This is a genomic window from Aeromonas sp. PI_26 (assembly GCF_027854445.1).
GTDB classification, from domain to species: domain Bacteria; phylum Pseudomonadota; class Gammaproteobacteria; order Enterobacterales; family Aeromonadaceae; genus Aeromonas; species Aeromonas veronii.
In genome coordinates, this window is record NZ_JAJNOE010000002.1 from 250,428 (window position 1) to 269,321 (window position 18,894).

The 18,894-nt window shown below is 60.0% G+C and carries 24 protein-coding genes and 1 other annotated feature; of the genes, 5 read left to right on the forward strand and 19 right to left on the reverse strand.

The genetic code is table 11. The annotated features are described in order from the left end of the window. Position 1 precedes the first annotated feature (1 nt). The 4 genes from nqrE to nqrM are packed head-to-tail and all read left to right on the forward strand — an operon-like array spanning position 2 to position 3,129. Entirely contained in the window at positions 2–598 is a 597-nt protein-coding gene (nqrE, locus tag LRL22_RS03620; RefSeq protein ID WP_270904740.1) for an NADH:ubiquinone reductase (Na(+)-transporting) subunit E, read from the forward strand. A 32-nt stretch (positions 599–630) separates the two neighbouring features. Then, positions 631–1,854, forward strand: a complete 1,224-nt coding sequence (gene nqrF / locus LRL22_RS03625; protein WP_005338656.1) for an NADH:ubiquinone reductase (Na(+)-transporting) subunit F — start codon at positions 631–633, stop codon at positions 1,852–1,854. Between the two features lie 3 nt (positions 1,855–1,857). Further along, positions 1,858–2,895: an FAD:protein FMN transferase gene (locus LRL22_RS03630; RefSeq protein ID WP_270904741.1), complete on the forward strand. Its 1,038-nt coding sequence runs from the start codon at positions 1,858–1,860 to the stop codon at positions 2,893–2,895. Between the two features lie 9 nt (positions 2,896–2,904). Beyond that, the gene (nqrM, locus tag LRL22_RS03635) at positions 2,905–3,129 is read left to right on the forward strand and encodes a (Na+)-NQR maturation NqrM (RefSeq protein ID WP_005338668.1); all 225 of its coding nucleotides are present in this window, start codon (positions 2,905–2,907) and stop codon (positions 3,127–3,129) included. 73 nt (positions 3,130–3,202) lie between these two features. On the opposite strand, the gene LRL22_RS03640 is transcribed toward nqrM, so the two are convergent. From LRL22_RS03640 to LRL22_RS03720, 17 genes are all read right to left on the reverse strand, one after another. Continuing rightward, positions 3,203–3,742 (reverse strand): DUF3833 domain-containing protein, encoded by a 540-nt coding sequence (locus LRL22_RS03640; protein WP_270904742.1) that lies wholly within the window; start codon positions 3,740–3,742, stop codon positions 3,203–3,205. A gap of 14 nt (positions 3,743–3,756) precedes the next feature. Beyond that, the gene (locus LRL22_RS03645) at positions 3,757–4,299 is read right to left on the reverse strand and encodes a chalcone isomerase family protein (protein WP_270904743.1); all 543 of its coding nucleotides are present in this window, start codon (positions 4,297–4,299) and stop codon (positions 3,757–3,759) included. After that, positions 4,256–4,477, reverse strand: coding sequence for a TIGR02450 family Trp-rich protein (locus tag LRL22_RS03650; RefSeq protein WP_019445887.1), 222 nt, complete (start codon positions 4,475–4,477; stop codon positions 4,256–4,258). The genes LRL22_RS03645 and LRL22_RS03650 overlap by 44 nt, the downstream gene beginning before the upstream one ends. Continuing rightward, entirely contained in the window at positions 4,474–4,950 is a 477-nt protein-coding gene (locus LRL22_RS03655; protein ID WP_270904744.1) for a DUF2878 domain-containing protein, read from the reverse strand. Before LRL22_RS03655 ends, LRL22_RS03650 begins: the two co-directional genes overlap by 4 nt. A gap of 2 nt (positions 4,951–4,952) precedes the next feature. After that, entirely contained in the window at positions 4,953–6,209 is a 1,257-nt protein-coding gene (locus tag LRL22_RS03660; protein ID WP_270904745.1) for an SAM-dependent methyltransferase, read from the reverse strand. Next, the gene (locus tag LRL22_RS03665; RefSeq protein WP_270904746.1) at positions 6,209–6,991 is read right to left on the reverse strand and encodes a DUF1365 domain-containing protein; all 783 of its coding nucleotides are present in this window, start codon (positions 6,989–6,991) and stop codon (positions 6,209–6,211) included. Before LRL22_RS03665 ends, LRL22_RS03660 begins: the two co-directional genes overlap by 1 nt. Beyond that, positions 6,988–8,247, reverse strand: a complete 1,260-nt coding sequence (locus LRL22_RS03670) for an NAD(P)/FAD-dependent oxidoreductase (protein ID WP_270904747.1) — start codon at positions 8,245–8,247, stop codon at positions 6,988–6,990. Before LRL22_RS03670 ends, LRL22_RS03665 begins: the two co-directional genes overlap by 4 nt. Next, positions 8,244–8,978: an SDR family NAD(P)-dependent oxidoreductase gene (locus tag LRL22_RS03675; RefSeq protein WP_270904748.1), complete on the reverse strand. Its 735-nt coding sequence runs from the start codon at positions 8,976–8,978 to the stop codon at positions 8,244–8,246. Before LRL22_RS03675 ends, LRL22_RS03670 begins: the two co-directional genes overlap by 4 nt. Continuing rightward, the gene (locus LRL22_RS03680; RefSeq protein WP_270904749.1) at positions 8,975–9,403 is read right to left on the reverse strand and encodes a nuclear transport factor 2 family protein; all 429 of its coding nucleotides are present in this window, start codon (positions 9,401–9,403) and stop codon (positions 8,975–8,977) included. The genes LRL22_RS03675 and LRL22_RS03680 overlap by 4 nt, the downstream gene beginning before the upstream one ends. 1 nt (position 9,404) lies before the next feature. Then, positions 9,405–10,826, reverse strand: a complete 1,422-nt coding sequence (gene phrB / locus LRL22_RS03685) for a deoxyribodipyrimidine photo-lyase (RefSeq protein ID WP_270904750.1) — start codon at positions 10,824–10,826, stop codon at positions 9,405–9,407. After that, on the reverse strand, positions 10,823–11,710 hold the full coding sequence (locus LRL22_RS03690) for a MerR family transcriptional regulator (protein ID WP_270904751.1): 888 nt from the start codon (positions 11,708–11,710) through the stop codon (positions 10,823–10,825). Before LRL22_RS03690 ends, phrB begins: the two co-directional genes overlap by 4 nt. Before the next feature lie 69 nt (positions 11,711–11,779). Further along, entirely contained in the window at positions 11,780–12,727 is a 948-nt protein-coding gene (locus tag LRL22_RS03695; RefSeq protein WP_005343644.1) for a YbgA family protein, read from the reverse strand. Between the two features lie 180 nt (positions 12,728–12,907). Continuing rightward, positions 12,908–13,549 (reverse strand): autotransporter, encoded by a 642-nt coding sequence (locus tag LRL22_RS03700; RefSeq protein WP_005358569.1) that lies wholly within the window; start codon positions 13,547–13,549, stop codon positions 12,908–12,910. A gap of 189 nt (positions 13,550–13,738) precedes the next feature. After that, the gene (locus LRL22_RS03705; protein WP_118854234.1) at positions 13,739–14,311 is read right to left on the reverse strand and encodes a DUF3157 family protein; all 573 of its coding nucleotides are present in this window, start codon (positions 14,309–14,311) and stop codon (positions 13,739–13,741) included. Positions 14,312–14,417: 106 nt separating this feature from the next. Next, complete coding sequence (locus LRL22_RS03710; protein WP_042054408.1) at positions 14,418–15,254, reverse strand: hypothetical protein; 837 nt, start codon at positions 15,252–15,254, stop codon at positions 14,418–14,420. A 79-nt stretch (positions 15,255–15,333) separates the two neighbouring features. Then, entirely contained in the window at positions 15,334–15,612 is a 279-nt protein-coding gene (locus tag LRL22_RS03715; protein ID WP_005338699.1) for a DUF6482 family protein, read from the reverse strand. A gap of 18 nt (positions 15,613–15,630) precedes the next feature. Further along, entirely contained in the window at positions 15,631–16,242 is a 612-nt protein-coding gene (locus LRL22_RS03720; RefSeq protein ID WP_270904752.1) for an HAD family hydrolase, read from the reverse strand. A 170-nt stretch (positions 16,243–16,412) separates the two neighbouring features. After that, positions 16,413–16,534 (forward strand) — a sequence feature (Phe leader region). A gap of 38 nt (positions 16,535–16,572) precedes the next feature. Here LRL22_RS03720 and pheA point away from each other — a divergent pair. Continuing rightward, positions 16,573–17,745, forward strand: a complete 1,173-nt coding sequence (pheA, locus tag LRL22_RS03725) for a prephenate dehydratase (protein ID WP_005343631.1) — start codon at positions 16,573–16,575, stop codon at positions 17,743–17,745. A gap of 88 nt (positions 17,746–17,833) precedes the next feature. Here pheA and LRL22_RS03730 read toward each other — a convergent pair whose 3' ends face one another. Together LRL22_RS03730 and LRL22_RS03735 are read right to left on the reverse strand one after the other, a co-directional pair. Further along, positions 17,834–18,259 carry an LPP20 family lipoprotein gene (locus LRL22_RS03730; protein WP_064338605.1) on the reverse strand — a complete coding sequence of 142 codons (426 nt, stop codon included), beginning with the start codon at positions 18,257–18,259 and terminating at the stop codon, positions 17,834–17,836. Between the two features lie 10 nt (positions 18,260–18,269). Continuing rightward, positions 18,270–18,890, reverse strand: a complete 621-nt coding sequence (locus LRL22_RS03735) for a FlgO family outer membrane protein (protein WP_005338718.1) — start codon at positions 18,888–18,890, stop codon at positions 18,270–18,272. Positions 18,891–18,894 lie beyond the last annotated feature (4 nt).

The following is an 18,894-nucleotide window of genomic DNA, read 5'->3' on the forward strand; positions in this document are numbered from 1 at the left end:
TATGGAACACTATCTGAGTCTGTTGATTAAATCGATCTTCATCGAAAACCTGGCACTCTCCTTCTTCCTGGGGATGTGTACCTTCTTGGCGGTGTCCAAGAAGGTAAAGACCTCCATGGGTCTGGGTATTGCCGTTATTGTGGTGCAGACCATCGCGGTTCCTGCCAACAACCTGATCTACAACTACGTGCTTAAAGATGGCGCTCTGGTATCCGGTCTGGATCTGAGCTTCCTGAGCTTCATCACCTTCATCGGTGTGATTGCAGCACTGGTACAGATCCTGGAGATGGCGCTGGACAAGTACTTCCCGGCACTCTACAACGCGCTGGGTATCTTCCTGCCGCTCATCACCGTGAACTGCGCCATCTTCGGTGGCGTCTCCTTCATGGTGCAGCGTGACTACACCTTCATGGAGTCTGTGGTCTACGGTGTGGGTTCAGGGGCAGGCTGGATGCTGGCGATCGTTGCGCTGGCAGGTATCCGCGAGAAGATGAAGTATTCCGATGTTCCGGAAGGCCTGCGCGGTCTGGGCATCACCTTCATCACCGCCGGTCTGATGGCGCTGGGCTTCATGTCCTTCTCTGGTATCTCCCTGTAATCGGCTTTCCTGCAATCAGAAAGGAACGATAGATGGAAATTATTTTGGGTGTGGTCATGTTTACCGTGATCCTGCTGGCACTGGTGGCAGTCATTCTGTTCGCCAAGTCCAAGCTGGTGACCGCGGGCGACGTGACAATCAGCATCAATGGTGACCCGGCCAAGGCTGTGACCAGCCCGGCCGGTGGCAAGCTGCTCGGCGTGCTGGCTGGCAGCGGTATCTTCGTCTCCTCCGCCTGTGGCGGCGGTGGCTCCTGCGGCCAGTGCAAGGTACGGGTGAAATCCGGTGGCGGCGACATTCTGCCGACCGAACTGGATCACATCAGCAAGGGCGAAGCCCGTCATGGCGAGCGCCTGGCCTGTCAGGTTACCGTTCGCTCCGACATGGATATCGAACTGCCGGAAGAGATCTTCGGGGTGAAGAAGTGGGAATGTACTGTTATCTCCAACGATAACAAGGCCACCTTCATCAAGGAGCTCAAGCTGCAGATCCCCGATGGCGAGAGCGTGCCGTTCCGCGCCGGTGGTTATATCCAGATTGAAGCCCCGGCTCACCACGTGCACTACAAGAACTTCGATATTCCCGAGGAGTATCGCGGTGACTGGGATCGCTTCAAGATTTTTGAGCTGGAGTCCAAGGTCGATGAGCCGATCATCCGTGCCTACTCCATGGCCAACTATCCGGAAGAGTTCGGCATCATCATGCTGAACGTGCGTATCGCGACCCCGCCCCCGAGCAACTGGACTGCCCCTCCGGGACAGATGTCCTCCTACATCTTCAGCCTGAAGGCTGGCGACAAGGTGACTATCTCCGGTCCATTCGGTGAGTTCTTCGCCAAAGACACCGATGCAGAAATGGTATTCATCGGTGGTGGTGCAGGTATGGCGCCAATGCGTTCCCATATCTTCGACCAGCTGCGTCGCCTGAAGTCCAAGCGCAAGATGAGCTTCTGGTACGGTGCCCGTTCCAAGCGCGAAATGTTCTATGTCGAAGACTTTGACATGCTCGCCGCCGAGAACGAGAACTTCACCTGGAACGTCGCCCTGTCTGATCCGCAACCGGAAGACAACTGGGACGGCTACACCGGCTTCATCCACAACGTGCTCTACGAGAACTATCTCAAGAACCACGAAGCACCGGAAGATTGCGAGTTCTACATGTGTGGACCTCCGGTGATGAACGCTGCCGTCATCAACATGCTCAAAGACTTGGGCGTTGAAGACGAAAACATCCTGTTGGATGACTTTGGTGGTTAATCCATGCACAGTGTTGTAAAGACCTGGCTAGCCTTCGGGCTAGCCTTTTTCTTGACTGGGTGCGGTCAGGAGACGGTCCAATCCAAACCGGAGATCCACATCACCGGTAGCACCATGGGCACTTACTACTCCATCAAGGTGGCGGACAGCGCCATCAGCGATCCGGCCAAGCTTCAAGCTGAGGTGGATGTGTTGCTGGAGCGGGTCAACGATCAGATGTCGACCTATCGCCCCGATTCCGAACTGTCGCGCTTCAACCAGAGCCGTGACAACAAACCGGTAGTGGTCTCCCGCGATACCGCACGGGTCGTCACAGAGGCCATTCACATTGGCCGTGAGAGCCAGGGGGCGCTGGACGTCACCGTTGGCCCCTTGGTCAATCTGTGGGGCTTTGGCCCGGACAAGAAGCCGACCAAGGTCCCCTCCGACGAGCTGATCACCCAGACTCGCCAGAAGACCGGTCTGGGCAACCTGCACGTCACCACCTCGGTGGATGCCGATACCCTGCAAAAAGACATTCCGGATCTCTACGTTGACCTCTCCGCCATCGCCAAGGGCTTTGGTGTGGACAAGGTAGCCGAGTATCTGGAGTCACTGGGTGCGCGCAACTATCTGGTGGAGATTGGCGGCGAGCTGCGGATCAATGGCGTCAACGGCAAGGGTCACCCCTGGCGCGTGGCCATCGAGAAGCCCACCGCAGGCACCGGCACGGTGCAAGAGGTGATCGTGCCCGGTGACAATGGGGTGGCTACCTCCGGCGATTACCGCAACTACTATGAACTGGATGGTCAGCGCTTCTCCCACACCATAGATCCGCGCAGCGGCAAGCCGATCCAGCACCGTCTGGTATCGGTCACCGTGATCCACCCCTCCTGCATGACCGCAGACGGGTTGGCCACCGTGTTTATGGTGATGGGGACCGAGAAGAGCCTGGCCTATGCCAACGAGCGCGGCCTGGCGATCTTCGTGATCACCAAGACGGACAACGGCTTTGAAGAGGCTTACTCCGATGCCTTCAAGCCCTATCTGGTCAAGAAGTAAGAGGTAGAGATGCAGATTTTTCTGATCACCTTCGGGGTATTCATGCTGGTGATAGCCGCCATGGCTATCGGTTACATCTTCCAGAAGAAGACCATCTCCGGCTCCTGTGGCGGTCTGGGTAGTGTCGGCATCGAGAAAGAGTGCGATTGCCCGGAACCCTGTGACAACCGCAAGAAGAAGATGGCCAAGGAAGAGGCCCGTCGCAAGATGCTGGAAGAGAACCGCATCATCTGATGACTCTGGTTTTTCGGTAAACAAAAGCGCGCCATCGGCGCGCTTTTTACTGGCCGTTATCTTGCGTTAACGGTCAGGGCTGACGTTCGATATAGAGGATCACCTCGCCAAGATGGATACCGAACTTGCTGATCTCGGCACGATTGATCAGACGATCTTCGTCCAGCAGGTACATCCAGTCATCGAAACTCACCCGCACCACCTCGCCATCCGGTAGCGCCAGATCGAGCTGATAACGCCAGTTGAGGGCAAACCCTTGGGCTTTACCCATCGCCTCCCCCACCACATCGGAAGCAGTACCGCGCCAATGACCATCATCACCCTTGCTCAGATACCAGGTACGGGTCTGTTGGCGGCCATCGTCAAAGTAGAACTGCTCGAACAGCTCTCCCTTGCCATCTTTCCAACTACCCACCATCTCGACCCGAAAGCGACTGGTCACTTCGCCGCTGCGGTCGGTCACCAGGCCGTGAGCCACCAGTTTGCCATTGAAGAAACGGGCGAGATCCCAGTTTGGCCCCTGCCCCCGATAGTCATCGAGACTGGCACCACAGCCGCTCAGCAGCAAAAAAGGGAGCAGCAGCAACCAGCGGTATGCACGATAGAAGGACATCAAAGAATCCATGTTCAGGGTTGGCCACGCAGGCGGCGGGTCAGGGCGGGATCGCGGCTGTTGTCAGCCAGCCAGATGGCGAGAAAAGCGGCCGAGAATTGCGGATCGGCCAGGGTGCCGAGGAGGTTTTCTTGCCACCAGAAGTGGCCTGCCCCGCCCTTGTCGACATAGAAGGTGAGCTTGTCGCCTGCCTGCACATCGGGCCAGAGTGCAGCGAGCTGGCCGAGCCAGCGCTGACGTTCGGCGTCGGAGCCAAGACCGAGTCGCTGCCACTCGGCGGCAGTGGCGCTCAGCAGATCTTCCCGCTCGATGGATCTGGCATAGGTGAGGGTCAGGGCCTGCGGATAGTGACCGGGCTGATAGCGCCCGCTCGCACTGTAGAGGGTGGCATCGTAGAGCTTGAACCAGAGCCAGTTCATCTCCCCCTGCCCGACCGGGCGCAACTGCTGCCAGGGGGCGGAAGAAGCCTGCACCGCGGTTGCAGTAAAGAGCGTAAACGCCAGCAGCAGCGGGTTAATTCCACCCCATATGCCAGTGGTTGGGGTCTTCCAGTTCATGCCAGTCCATCTCCTGTTCCTGCAGGGTGTTGATATCCTGCATCACCACCTGCACCAGCCGACCTTGCGCATCCCGCTGGCAGGCAACCACCAGATAGAAGCGATCAGTGAGCTCATGCTGGCTCTCTTTGGTCCATTTGGAAAAAAGCAACGAGTCGGTCGAAAAGGTGTTTGTCATGACTCACCCTCCAGCTTGACCATTACCCACAGGAGTACGGGTAACCACCACATCCAGATCACTGCCAGCAGCGCCGTACTGATCCAGATGCCCCAGGGTAAGTTTACTGCCCCCATGGCAGCTCCCGCCACATAGGAGGAGGTGCCGCCGACCATGCCAAACAGCGCCTGCTGCCAGCGAGGCAAGCGCAGCAGCCAGCGCATACCGTGGGCCAGCGTCAGGGCAAAACCGAGCCAGAGCAGCACCAACCAGAGGGGAAAACCGGACGGGAACCGGAACAGGCCGAGCTGCCAGAGCAGGACATCCAGCAGACAGCCAGCAACCGCGATGGGGAGCAGCCGCCAGTCACGCAGGCGGCTGGGTGAGAAGAGAAAATGCAGCAGCAACATTGCCAGCAGCGGGCCCGGCTGCTGCCACTTCACCGCCAGCAACCAATAGAGGTTGAACCCCAGCAGGTGAGCCCACTGCCACATGGTCAGTAACCGCTTACTGGCAAATCACCCGCCCAGCCAGCCGGTCCCGGCTTGGCGGCCTCCAGCTGCACCAGGCTGATGGTGCGCTCCCGGAATCCCCCCTCGCAATAGGCAAAGTAGAAGTGCCACAACCGGATGAAATCCTGGCTGTAACCGAGCTTGGGCAGCTCGGGCGCCAGCGCCAGAAAACGCTCGCACCAGTGAGCCAGGGTGCGGGCATAGTGATGGCCATGATCGTGCAGCCGCACTAGCTGCATGTCAGTCTCCCGCGCCAGCAACCCCGCCATCTGGGAGACGCTCGGCAGACAGCCACCGGGGAAGATGTAGCGCTGGATAAAATCGACCCCGCGCAGATACTGGGCGTGGCGCTGATCGGCGATGGTGATGGCCTGAATGAGCAGACGGCCACCGGGCTTGAGCAGCCGCGACAGCTGGCGGAAATAGTCGGGCAGGAAGGCGTGGCCCACCGCCTCGATCATCTCGATGGAGACCAGCTTGTCATAGGTGCCCTCCAGCTTGCGGTAATCCTCCAGCAGCAAGGTGATGCGATCCACCAGCCCCTCTCGCGCAATCCACTCCTTGGCATAGTCGTGCTGGGCCCGGGAGATGGTGGTGGTGGTCACCCGGCAGCCATAGTGGCGGGCGGCATAGACGGCGAGGCCGCCCCAACCGGTGCCAATCTCCAGCAGATGATCATCAGGCCCCAGCTCCAGCCGCTCGCAGATGGTGCGCAGTTTGGCCTGCTGTCCCTCTTCCAGAGTGGCCTCGGCGCTCGGATAGATGGCGCTCGAGTACTGCATATGGCTGTCGAGAAACCCCTGATAGAGGGTATTGCCGAGATCGTAGTGAGCGGCAATGTTGGAGCGCGAGCCGGTCAGAGTATTGCGATTGAGCCAGTGGCGCACCTTGTTGAAGGGGAAGCTGAGCCAGCCGAGGCGCCGCTCGAGGGAGTCAAGCAGGGTCAGATTGCGGGCCAACAGCCGCACCAGCGCCACCGGATCCGGGCTGGTCCAGAGCCCTTCCACCCAGGTTTCTCCGGCGGCAATACTGCCCCCCAGCAACAGGCGACGATAGAAGGTCGGATCCTGCACCACCAGTTCGGCATGCAGATCGGTACCCGCGACGCCAAAGCTGTGGCGCTCACCGCCATCCCGCAGCAGCAGCTGGCCATGTTCGAGGCGACCCAGCAGATTGAGCAGCAGTTGTCTTGCCCCCTTGTCGATGAAAGAGGCAGAGAGGGTTGATTGAGCAAGTTCCATTAGCGGCTCTCCGGATGGGTAAAAATCGGGGTTCGTTTGATAAATAGACGCAGGGCCTGCCAGTAGATCCCGAGCAGCACCTTCATGGTCATCCAGGGCCAGCGGGCCAGCAGGGCCACCAGCCCCTTGCGCGACAAGGGTTCGCGCGTGAGCGCCAGGGTGGCGTCAAACAGCTTGGCTTCACCGGATACGGGATGACTCTCGATATGGATCAGAGTCTCCTGCGCGGGCGGCCTGATCCGCCAGTGATAACGCATTGCCAGCCCCATAAAGGGGGAGACGTGAAAATCCTTGTCATGGGGCGCCAGCGCCGCCAGATCCAGCAGGTAGTAGTGACGCTCGTTCCAGGGGGTGTTCGACACCTCTGCCAGCAGATAGCGTGCCTCGCCCTGCCGGTAGCAGAAGTAGAAGTTGACCGGGCTGAAGTAGAAGCCCAGACAGCGCACATTGCCGAGCAGCAGTACCCGCCCCTCGGGCTCGGCATCGCCACCCAGCTCGCTCACCTTCTGCCACACCGCCTGCTTGAGGCTCCCCTCACTCCCCTTGAGATAGTCATGGCGGTGAAACGAGAGCAGCCCCGAACGCTCAACCCCGAACCAGCGCCCCTGATCGAGCTGCGGCAGCTCGTCGAGATCCAGTCCCAGCATAAAAAGGCTGTAGGAGAAAGCGTGAGCCCGCGGCGCAAAACGGCGGTGGCGTACCGAGCCCTGCCAGATGGCGCTGATGACGCCAGCCAGTTCGTCGGCACGCTCATGTTCCGTGGCAACGGTGGCGCCGTTCATAGCTCGGCCCCGAAGCGCCTGGCGACATCCAGCGCGCTGCGCACCCCATCCTCGTGGAAGCCGTTGTACCAGTAGGCGCCACAGAAATGGGTGTGCTGCTGGCCGCAGATCTCCGCGCGCCGCTGCTGAGCGGCGATGGAGGCCTGATTGAACACCGGATGGTGGTAGACGAAGCGGCGCAACACCTTGCTCTCATCCACCTTGCCCTTGGGGTTGAGGCTGACGCAGAAGGGCTCCGGCGAGTTCACCCCCTGCAGGATGTTCATGTTGTAGCTCACCAGCGGCCGCGCCTCGTCATTGCCATCGAGCTGATAGTTCCAGCTGGCCCATGCCTTGCGGCGGGTGGGCAGGCAGCTAGCATCGGTGTGGAGCCAGACATCGTTGGCCTGATAAGGCATGTCGCCGAGGATGGCCTGCTCCCGCTCGCCGGGATCCGCCAGCAGCGCCAGCGCCTGATCGCTGTGGCAGGCGAAGATCACCTCGTCAAACCGCTCCTCGCCGTAACTGCTCTGGATCACCACGCCGTCCGCTTCCCGCCGTACGCTCTGCACCGGACAGGCGGGGCGGATCTGCGACTGCCATCCGGCGGTGAGTGGCCCGATATATTCCCGCGAGCCACCCGGGATCACGTACCACTGGGGGCGATTGGCCACATCAAGCAGACCGTGGTTGGCAAAAAAACGCAGGAAGAAGCCAAGGGGGAAGGCACGCATATCGGCCAGGGTCGATGACCAGATCGCCGCCCCCATCGGCAAGATGTAGTGGCGGGCGAAGTAGTCGCTAAACTCCCCCGCCAGCAGAAAGTCCCCCAGGGTCAACTCGGGGCCAGCCCCCTGATGTTGACCATCCGCCAGCCAGGCCCGTGCCTCCCGGTTGAACCGCAGGATCTCGGCGACAAAGCCGTAGAAGCGCGGACTCAGCAGATTGCTGCGCTGGGCAAACAGGGTGTCGAGGTTGTGACCGTTATACTCCAGCCCCTCCGGGCTCTTTACCGAGAAGCTCATCTCGGCCGGTTGGCGCGCCATGCCGATCCGCGCCAACAACTTCAAGAAGTTGGGGTAGGTGCGATCGTTGAAGACGATAAAGCCGGTGTCGATGGCATAGCTGCGGCCAGCCTGATTCACATCGACGGTCGCAGTATGGCCGCCCAGAGTCGGCGCCGCCTCGAATAGGGTGATGTCATGGAGTTTGTGGAGCAGAAAACCGGCGGTGAGCCCCGAGATCCCTGAACCGACGATGGCGATCTTTTTCTTCATGAATGGCTTCCTTTCGATACGAGTGCGCGGCCAAGGCGCAGCCAGAGCCCCACCGGCAGCGCACCAAGCAGGCGCAGCAACCAGATGAAACGGCGGGGAAAGTGGATCTGGTGACGACCAGCGGTCAGCCCGTCCATGATGGCGCGGGAGGCCTGCTCCACCGTCACCAGGCAGGGCATGGGAAAATCATTTTTGGCGGTGAGCGGCGTCTGGACAAAGCCGGGGCGGATCAGGGTCACCCCGATCCCTTTGCTGGCCAAATCGAGGCGCAAGGTATCCGCCAGATAGTCGAGGGCCGCCTTGGAGGCACCATAGGCCTCGGCTCGCGGCAGCGGCAGCCAGCTCACCGACGAGCTGACGATGGCCAGCCGTGATCCCGCTCCTAACAGCGGCAAGAAGGCAGCCAAAGCATGGCCGGTGGCGGTCAGATTGGTCTCAATCACCCGGGCAAACAGCTCGCTGTCAAACCCCTCCGCCACATCCATGTACTCGCAGTTGCCTGCGTTGAGGATCAGCAGATCGAGGAATGGCAGCGTAGCAGCCACCCCGCTCATTGCGGCCAGATCCCGGGCATCGAACTGCAGCGGCGTGACGCCATCCAGCCCCAGCGCCTGCAGCCGTTCGCCATCGCGGCCACAACCCCACACCTGCCAGCCTGCCCGCCGGTAATCCAGCGCCAGTTGACGACCGATGCCGGAGGTCGCGCCTGTAATAAGCACCCGGCCGCTCATGCGCCCAGCCTCATCTTGATAGTGCGCACCACGGGCCCGAGCAGCGGCAACTGCTCGTAGAGCATGGCGCCCAGGTCAAAATAGTCCCGGTGCTGGCACACCTTGCCCGCTTCGTCGAACTCGAGGCGGGTGGCCCCCTCCACCATCACCGGCGCACCACCACGCAATCTGGGGTGAGAGAAGGTCATGGTCCAGCCGAGCCAGGCCTGCCGCCCTTGTTGCTGCTGACTGGTGATGACGAAACGGCAGTAGGCGAGGCGCTGATAGAGGGCGGTAAAATAGTCGCCAAGGGCCGCCAGCCCCTCAATGCGGTGAGCCGGATCGGTAAAGACCACCTGTTCGGCATAGACCTCGGGCAAGCGGTGCAACTGCTGTTTGTCCAGTTGCTGATAGAGGCCAATAAAGCGGGCCAGCGGCTCGTTCATCCTATTTCTCCAGAGAGCGAAACATCTCGATGGCTCTCACCCGGGCAACGGCGTGATCCACCATGGGTGCCGGATAATCCTGTCGCCCCTTGAGTCGCAGCCAATCGTGGGGCTGATGCACATAAGCGGCGGGAATATCGGCAAGTTCAGTTACCCAGGTACGGATAAACTCCCCTTGTGGATCAAATCGTTGCCCCTGAGTGGTGGGGTTGAATACCCGAAAATAGGGCGCCGCATCGGCGCCGGTACCCGCCGCCCACTGCCAGCCGCCGTTGTTGGCCGCCAGATCTCCGTCGATGAGTCTACTCATGAAGTAATCCTCCCCGAGCCGCCAGTGGATATGGAGATCCTTGGTGAGAAAGCTCGCCACTATCATTCGCAGCCGGTTGTGCATCCAGCCGGTGGTGTTGAGACAGCGCATCGCCGCATCGACGATGGGGTAGCCGGTTCGTCCCTCGCACCAGGCGGCGAAGGCATCCGGATCCCAGCTCCACGGCAAGGCTGCCGTCTCGGGTTTGAAAGGGCGATTCATGGAGAGGGTCGGGATCAGCACCAGCAGGTGGCGATAGAACTCGCGCCAGATAAGTTCGTTGAGCCAGACAAAGCCGGGCTGAGCCTTGGACTGGGGCCGATAGCCGAGCCGCTGCTGGAGCGCCGCCACGCACTGACGGGGGCTGATGATGCCGGCCGCCAGATAGGGGGAGAGCACGGACGTGCCCGCGATGGCAGGAAAATCCCGGGTCTCGCCATAGTCGAGCACCGCCTGCTCCAGGAAAATGTTCAAACGACGCAGAGCTTCTGCCTCCCCCACTGGCCAGCGGGGATCCGCCGTCAGCTCGCCGAGCGCCTCATCAACCCACGCACGTTCGGCCAGCGGCTGCCACGGCAACGACTCGCCACGGGACGCAGGAGCGCGATGAATGACAAACCCCTCTTCATCGAGGGCCTTGAGCCAGGCTCGGCTGAAGGGTGTGAACACCTTGAACATCTCACCCGAGCCGGTCAGCACCCGCCCCGGCGGCAATACGCAACAGCCGTTGAGCCAGTGACAACTCACCCCCTGCTCTGCCAGCGCGGCGCTGACGGCGTGATCGCGGCGCTGCTCGTCGATCTCGATAGCCTGATTGGCGTAGAGCTGGGTCACCCCCTGCTCGCGGCAGAGGCCTGCCAACGCTGCGGGCACCTCGGCAAAGGTCTCCACTCGCAGCAGATGGAGCGGGATGCCAAGCGCCGCCAGCTCGCGCCCCAACTCATCCACCTGCGTCAACATAAAGCGCTGACGAATGGGGGCCATTTTGTGCTGCCGCCACTGGGTAGGAGAGACGATAAAGAGCGCGGCCACCGGTTCATCACCGGCGCAGGCATGCCGCAGCGCCGGGTTGTCGGCAAGGCGCAGATCATTGCGAAACCAGACCAGCTTCATGATTTTTTCCTCCCGCGTCCGCTGGCGCCAGCCGCAGCAGGTGCGTTCGCCATCAGCTCGGCAAGGCTCGCCTGCCAGCCGTGTGCTTTAAGCCACTCATCCTCGTAGAGACGGCCCAGTTCGCCAAACAGGCGCGTGCCGGCGGGCCACCCGGCGGCCAGCTCCTGTTTGCCAAGCCCTGCCCCCAGCAATACCAGCCAGGGGGTAACGGCACGCCCCTCCAGCAGGCTGGCATGGCGCGGCTCGACCGCACCCAGCAGTTGCACCTCATAACCCTGACCGATCAACTCGTAGGCGGCCCAGACCAGCTCGAGGGGGCCAACCTGTCCCCAGCTCGCCAGCGTGATCGGCACGCCCTTCTCCTGCTCGATCAGGTGGCGGGCGAAGCGGGTATGGAGCCAGCCCAGCCACACCTGTTGCAGCAGCTCGCCATCGGGCCGCTCGCGCCACAGCCCCAGCAGCCGCTCCACCAGCGGTTGCAGTACCCGGCTGCGCACCAGCTCGAACGGGTAGCTCGCCAGCAGGTCGTTAAGCTCGGACTCCGCCTTGCGCTGGTTGAAGGCGAGCAGCGCCTGACTGAACTGCTCCAGGGTTTGCTGCCAATGATCGCTCACTGGCTCGGAATGGGGTTCGCTCAAGAGCCCCTTCACCTGCCCGATACTCACTCCCCGCTCCAGCCAGCTCAGGATCTCGCCGATTTGGCGGATATCCTGCTCGCTGTAGAGGCGGTGGCCCTTTTCGGTGCGGGCCGGTTGCACCAGACCGTAGCGGCGCTGCCAGGCGCGCAGGGTCACGGCGTTGACGCCGGTGAGACGGGAGACCTCGCGAATGGGGTAGATCCCCTCATCAGCCAGAGGAGCAACTTCTTGCGATAAATCAGACATGACAACGTCCATCAAACAAAGGAGTAAGGCTACCCGGCGCAAACCATGCGCCGGGGCAACAGAACGGATTCATAGCCCGTAACGCAATTTCAGCGTATCGGGGTGCGGATTGAGATAAACCTGCTCGGCGAGATAGGGATTGGGGTACTCGCGCAGGTAGTGACGGATCAGGGTGAGCGGCACCAGCAAGGGGAAGATACCGGTGCGGTACTTGTCGATGGTATCGGCAAGCTCCTGCTTCTGGGCCGGGGTCAGCACCCGCTTGAAGTAGCCCTGCAGGTGCATCAGCACATTGGTGTGGCTGCGACGGTTGGCCCGCAGGGTCAGCGCCGTCATCAATCCCTTGATGTAGTTGTCGGCCACCTCCTGCAAATTGGTGGACTTGCCCAGATTGCCGAGCAGCTTGCCAAGTGCCCGGTAGTGGGTGGTGGCGTGGGAGAGCACCAGATACTTGTAGCGGGAGTGGAAGCGGATTAGCGCAGAGGCGGTAATGCCGCGGGCGCAGAGTTGCTGCCAGTCATGGTAGGCGAAGACCCGCAGCACGAAGTTCTCCCGCAGGATGGGGTCGCACAGGCGGCCATCCTCTTCAACCGGCAGCAGGGGGTTGGCCTCCATCAATGCCTTGGCAAACAGGCCGATCCCCTCCTTGGCGCTCCCCTCGTTGTTGGCGCCATAGACCTTGACCCGCTCCATACCGCAGCTGGGTGATTTGGCACAGAGGATATAACCGGAGATGAAGTCGAGCTGGCGTGCCTTCTGCTCGCTGAAGGCAATCAGCTTTTCGGTGACATCGAAACTACCGTTGCTCGCCTCGGCACGGATCTCGCCGTTGCGCTTGACCAGCCGGATGGCGGCGCGAGGCGCCCCTAGACCAATGGCCATCTCGGGACAGACGGGGTGATAGTCAAAGTGAGCGCCAAGATCCCGTTCGCAGAAGCTGGAGCGCTTGTGGCCCCCATCGAAACGTACCTCTTGTCCCAGCAGGCAGGCACTGATACCGACTTTAATCTTGTACATGATGACGCTCCTTGTATAAGCATTGATTCAGTTATAGCAGTTATACAAAAAAATGAAAGTTGTATAACTATTTGCGACTGATACGACACAAGGAGAAAAAGAGGATCACCGGAAAAAGAAAAAACCCATGGCGAACGCCATGGGTAAAAATCAAGACACTACGGACTACGGGAAGGGGGATTAGAAGCTGTACTTCACACCCAGGCTGGAGATGGAACCTTTTTGCAGATCCCAGTTGCGATAGGTGTAATCGGCAGTCAGCGCCCAGTTCTGGTTGAGCTTGTAGGCACCGCCCACCTTGAAGTCGTGCATATCGTCGGTCATGTTGGCGTAGCGATAAGCGGTGGAGAGCTCGACATTGCCGATGTCGTAGCGCAGACCCACTTCACCGTACATGCTGCCGCTATCTTTGCGAGCAACAGCATCCCACCCTTTGTTAGCGATATCGCTGGCAAGTTCACGCTCCAGCATGTAGCCGGTCACACCGGTTTCACCATAGAGGTTCAGACCCGTGCTGAGCGGGGTAAATACACCGACACCAATGCTGGAGATCGACATGCTGTCGTTGCCGTTGCTGCGAGAGGTGTATTCAGTGCTGCCGCGACCATAGAAATTGGAGCCGAAGCTCTTGGAGAGATCCAGGCTCAGACCGCCAAAATCACGGGTTCCTTTGCTGTCATTGCTGAAGGTACCGTTGAGATAGTCGGATTTGGTGTGCGCCCAGGTGGCGGAACCCTTGGCGTAGCTGAAGGCATCCTGCGCCATGACGGAAGTAGAGGCAAACCCGGCCAGAACCAGAAGAGAGACAGTTGCTTTTTTCATGATGATAACTCCATGTGATTGGGCCCGTTGCTAGCGAGCTGGTATGGAGTCATTGTGCGATCAGGTTCCCGACTTGCCGAGCTGCAAGCTGTTGCAGAACCGTGTCAGATGTAAGCAGATATTGCAGGGGGTGTCAGCGGCAACAAGTTGCCGGCCCACACGGTTTGCATGGGCCGGAACAACGCCAAATCAGCGGAAGACCACCTCGTCAATTTCGACCCGCACCAGCGGCTGACCAGTCAATCCGGCAGGACGGGGGATCTCGAGGGCCAGTGACGGGCGGGCTTGCCCCTTGCGCAGATAGGTTTCCGGCAGACGATTCTCGGCAACCCAGAAGCGGGCCTCCTGACGGCTCAGCTGCACCCCGTCAGCACTGAACAGGGTCACCATGCCACGCACCCCGACCACATTGCGGGTGCCGGTATTGCTCACCATAAAGGTCAGCACCAGCGGGTCAGATCCCTCGATCTTGTCCAGCTTGACCACCACACCGTCACGCGCCATCTGGGCAAGCAGTTCCGGATTGGCCTTGGCCTGATCGGTCAACACCGGAGCAGCGACGGCCACCACGGCCCCAGCCTTCCCATCGGCAGCCACGCCCTGCACAGGCTCGGCCGGTTTGACCACCAGATACTCCCAGGTGAAGTCGTCGTTGAGCTGAACCTGCCGGCCATCGGGCAGCGTCACCTGAGAAAGAGGGGCAGCCTGCGCCAATACGGGGGAGAGGCACAGGGCAATCAGCAGACGGGAGAAGGGTTTCATAGGGCGAAGCTCGGTAACGGGTGAAAGGGCGACAGTATAAACAGTCCCGTCGCCCCTTGCCTATGACGGCACTCACGTTCTGGCACCCGCATCGCTTGCCCGCAGACTAGATGGCGAGATCGTGCCGCTCTTTCTGTGCCATATCCAGGGTCACCAGATCGAACTTGCTCCCCTTGAGGGCGGACAAAATATCCGATTGCATATCAAAGGCCTGCGCACGCTGATGCTCGGGTAGACGCACCCGGGCCAGGGTGGTGGAGCAGTCGCACAGGGTATGGAAAAAGACCTGTGCCTCGTCCAGCCCCATGTCGGCCAGCATCTGCTCGGCCTGATCCACCATTCGCAAATAACGCTGCTCAAGCTGCCGTGGATTGGTGAAGCGATTGCTAAGGCAACCGTTGCTCCCCTTGCCCCAGCGACCGAGCTGACGCTTGTTGAAGCCGTAACGATAATCGCGGCGCATCAATCCGTTGTCGGCAAAAAACCAGATTGAGTTGGCAGGCAGAGACCCGAACTGGGCAAGATAATCATCACGCTCCTCCACCGCTGCCGGAACCAGCAACGGCAGATGAGCCCACTCAGAACGAGTCTGCACATACTCACCAATGCGGCGAACCGGGTCGATCAGCCCTTCAATATTTGGCAGGCGATCGCAAAAGACGATCTCGTCACTCTTGATGACCCAGTGATCGATGCCATAACGCTGGCAATAACGGCGGGCTCGGGCCACTTCACTGCGGCTGCGGGTCGGATTATCGAGGGTAATTGCATGGATTTTCACACCGGCAGCGCGGCACAGCTCGATGCTGTAGCAGGATTCCAACCGTCCCGAAAAAGAGACAACCAGCTCGTCAAAACTTGCCAGTCGCTCAATCAGCAGCTGTTCCCTGGCTTGAAAAGAGTGATCATATCCCTGATTCAGTACAACTACATTGGCACCCATTAAACAGCTCCGGATGATGAACAGGTGCAGTATTGTGCGGCAAACAAACTGAATAGACCCTTAAAGAGTCTGGTTAAAATTAAAACTTGATGATTATTTCCTGTGATTCTGCTGCTAAATCTTCATTTTGGGCGTCATAAATTCGTAATCTTGCTTGGTGAACCCGATGGGCTCGCAAGAAACCCTGCGCCTGATCCAGCGAGGTGAAGGTCAGGCGCCCTCCCTCGCTGTCGGTCAGGCAGAGGCACTCCCCTTCTGCCTCAACACAGAGCTGATAACCGCTGCCATCCTTGCAGGCGATGATCAGGGTCGCCTCGGGATAGTGACTGAGCCAATTGCGAAACCGGCCATGCTCCATAGTGCTCCTAGAGGGGCATCACCCCCTGCCGGTGGCGGGCAAACAGCCCAGCTCACCCAGTTGCTGGCGGCAACTCGCCGCGTCGGTAAAGACGATCCCCCTGATACCGAGGGCCTCGGCGGCCGCGATGTTGGCGGGACTGTCATCGATGAAGATGCACTCTGCCGGTTTCAGATCGAACGACACCAGCAGATAGCGGTAGATATCCGGCTCCGGCTTCATCATCCGAACCCGCGCCGAGACCACCTTGCCGCTGAAGAAGCGCCAGAAATCCTGATGCTGCTCCAGCCAGTCGATGCTGGCATGACCCATGTTGGAGAGGGCATACAAGGTGTGCCCCGCCCCGTGCAGCTCGGCTATCAGGGTTAGCATAGCGGGATCTGGCAGCAGGGAAGCGGGAACTGCCTGTAAAATGGCCAGATTCTGTGCCGTCGAGAGGCCGGTGCGCGCTTGCGCTTCCCGGGCCATGGTGTGGAGCGACATGGTGCCTCTGTCCACCTCCAGCCAATCCGGGTGGTTAAAAAGCAGCTCGGCCAACTGTTCGGCCCCTTGCGGGCCACGCACCGAACGCACTATGTCTACCGGATTCCAGCTCACCACCACCCGTCCCAGATCGAAAATAATCGCCATCGTCTTTACCTCCCCCACTGGGTGTCAGTCATCAAAACAGAGTCAATAGAACATCGCTCATACGCCATTTTCTTAACCGGATACCCTGCCCCCATCCCCGCCTGCGGGCAAGTTTTACTTGCATCAGACCGACAAATCCCTTAATGGTTATGACGTTACTTCAAGGACACACCTATGCACGCACCATTCTTCTTTGCTTTCTCGTTTATCCGGCCCGCTTGAGGGAAGGCCTGTCGTCGTGTGAACAGAAAGCAAAGACGAATCGAGCCTCCCCTAGCGGAGGCTTTTTTTTGCATTAATATCAATCGATTACTTGGATAGGGAACAATCATGGCAACGCTCGACGAGATCAGACAAGACATCACCCGGTTGGATCAGGAGCTGCTTGCCCTGCTGGCGAAACGCAAGACCCTCAGCATCGAGGTCGCCCGTGCCAAGCAAGCCAACCCGCGCCCCATTCGTGACCACCAGCGGGAGCAGGAGCTGCTGGTCGCCCTGATCCAGAAAGGACGCGTGCTGGGGTTGGATGCCCAGTACATCACTCGCATCTATCACACCATCATCGAAGACTCTGTGCTCTCCCAGCAGGCCTATCTGCAGAGCCTGCTCAACCCGGAGCAGCAGGAGCCGATGACCAGCGTCGCCTATCTTGGGCCGCGCGGTTCCTATTCCAGCCTGGCCGCACGCAAATATCTGGCGCGCTACAAGGATCAGGTGATCGAGGTGAACTGCCAGAACTTCCGCGAAGTGCTGGATGCGGTGGAGTCGGGTCGCGCCGCCTTTGGCGTGCTGCCCATCGAAAACACCAGCTCGGGCTCCATCAACGAAGTCTATGACGTGATGCAGCACACCAGCCTCTCCATCGTCGGCGAGCTGACCTACCCCATTGAGCACTGCATTCTCACCGCCGTGCCGACCGAGCTGAGTCGCATCAAAACCTTCTATGCCCACCCGCAGGTGTTCCAGCAGTGCTCCCACTATCTGAGCAAGCTGGAAGGGGCGCGTCACGAGATCTGCGACTCCTCCTCCAGCGCCATGATGAAGGTGAAAGAACTGGCCAGCCCGGAGGCCGCCGCCATCGGCAGCGCCGCCGGTGGCGAACTGTATGGTCTGGATGTGCTGGCCGAGCAGCTCGCCAACCAGAAAGAGAACTACAGCCGCTTTATCGTGGTGGCGCGCAAGCCCATCGACGTGGCACCGCAGATCCCGGCCAAGACCACCCTCATCATGTCCACCTCCCAGAAACCGGGCTCGCTGGTCGAGGCGCTGCTGGTGCTGCGCAGCCACGAGATCAACATGACCAAACTGGAGTCCCGTCCGGTGCAGGGCAACCCGTGGGAAGAGATGTTCTATCTGGATGTCTCCGCCAACCTGCAGACCCCGGCGATGCAGGCCGCACTGGTGGAGCTGACCAAGATCACCCGCTATATCAAGGTGCTTGGCTGCTACCCGAGCGAGGATGTGAAACCCACCGCAGTGCCGCCGGTGCTGATGGGGAGCTAACCAGCCCACAACGACAAAAGGCGAGCACCCTGCTCGCCTTTTGTTTTGATGCCTGTGTTGATGCCTGTTTTCAGGTCAGACAATCAACTCAGAACTGACCAGCCATCAACTGATTGATGTTGTAGAGGGCACGGGTATCGAGCTCCATCTCGGTGGCATAGGTGTTGCCGCGCGGATAGGAGGCAACCACCCGGGCACCACGCACCACACCAGCGACCGACACATCCAGCGAGTTGGAGGTCTGGGTCAAGTCGCGGTAGCTGCTCTGACCGCGCACCTGCTGACCATTGAGCTGCTCGGCCAGCTCGCGATAGGCATCCATCTTGGAGGCGCGAATGGCTTGCAGCATCTTCTCCGGCTGGGAGGGGCCGGGCTGGATGTCGATCACCGCATAACCCACCGCCTTGAGCACCGGAAAATCATCGGGCTTGCCACCCTGGGTGTAATCCACCACCCGGTTACCGCTGCAACCGGTGAGCAAGAGAGCCAACAGGCAACCAAACAGGATCTTCATGACTCGCTCCTCACGGGGTCAGGTTGACTAGATGACCGCCCGGCCTAGCCTGACTGTCACGCATCAGATAACCGCGATTGATCGATGCCCGACCAAACGAGTTGTTGGCACCGAACAGATATTTTTGCGGGATCAGGCTCTGGGCTGTGGTCTCCACCATCTTGGTGCGCATGTCGATAACGCGGGCGTTGACCAGGATCCCCTTGCTATTGCGGCTGAAGGTGCCGACCAGAATGCGGGAGATCGGCAAACGTGAAGAGAGCTCCTTATAGTTGCGGCTCAGCACGAAGTCCCCCTGCGGCGTCACCTTGATGCTACCGGTCAGCTTGAAGTCCACCACCACCTCGCCGCGGCGGTTGAGCTCGTAGATAAAGCTCTCCTCAATCTGCTGCCCCATCCAGTTGGTATCCTGCAGGGTATCGAGATCGACGAAAGAGGCCACCGCGATGGGCTCGGTCAGGGTGGTCAGTGATTTGCGCTCCATCAACTGATCGGTCATACGCGCCACCAGCCAGTTGAGCTCCATCCCCTGCGCCGCCTGGCGGGGGTCACCCTGATCTCGATTGATAGGGTCGGAGCCGCATCCGGTCAATGCCAGGGCGAGCGCCAACGCCGTGATGAGTTTGTTCATGGAT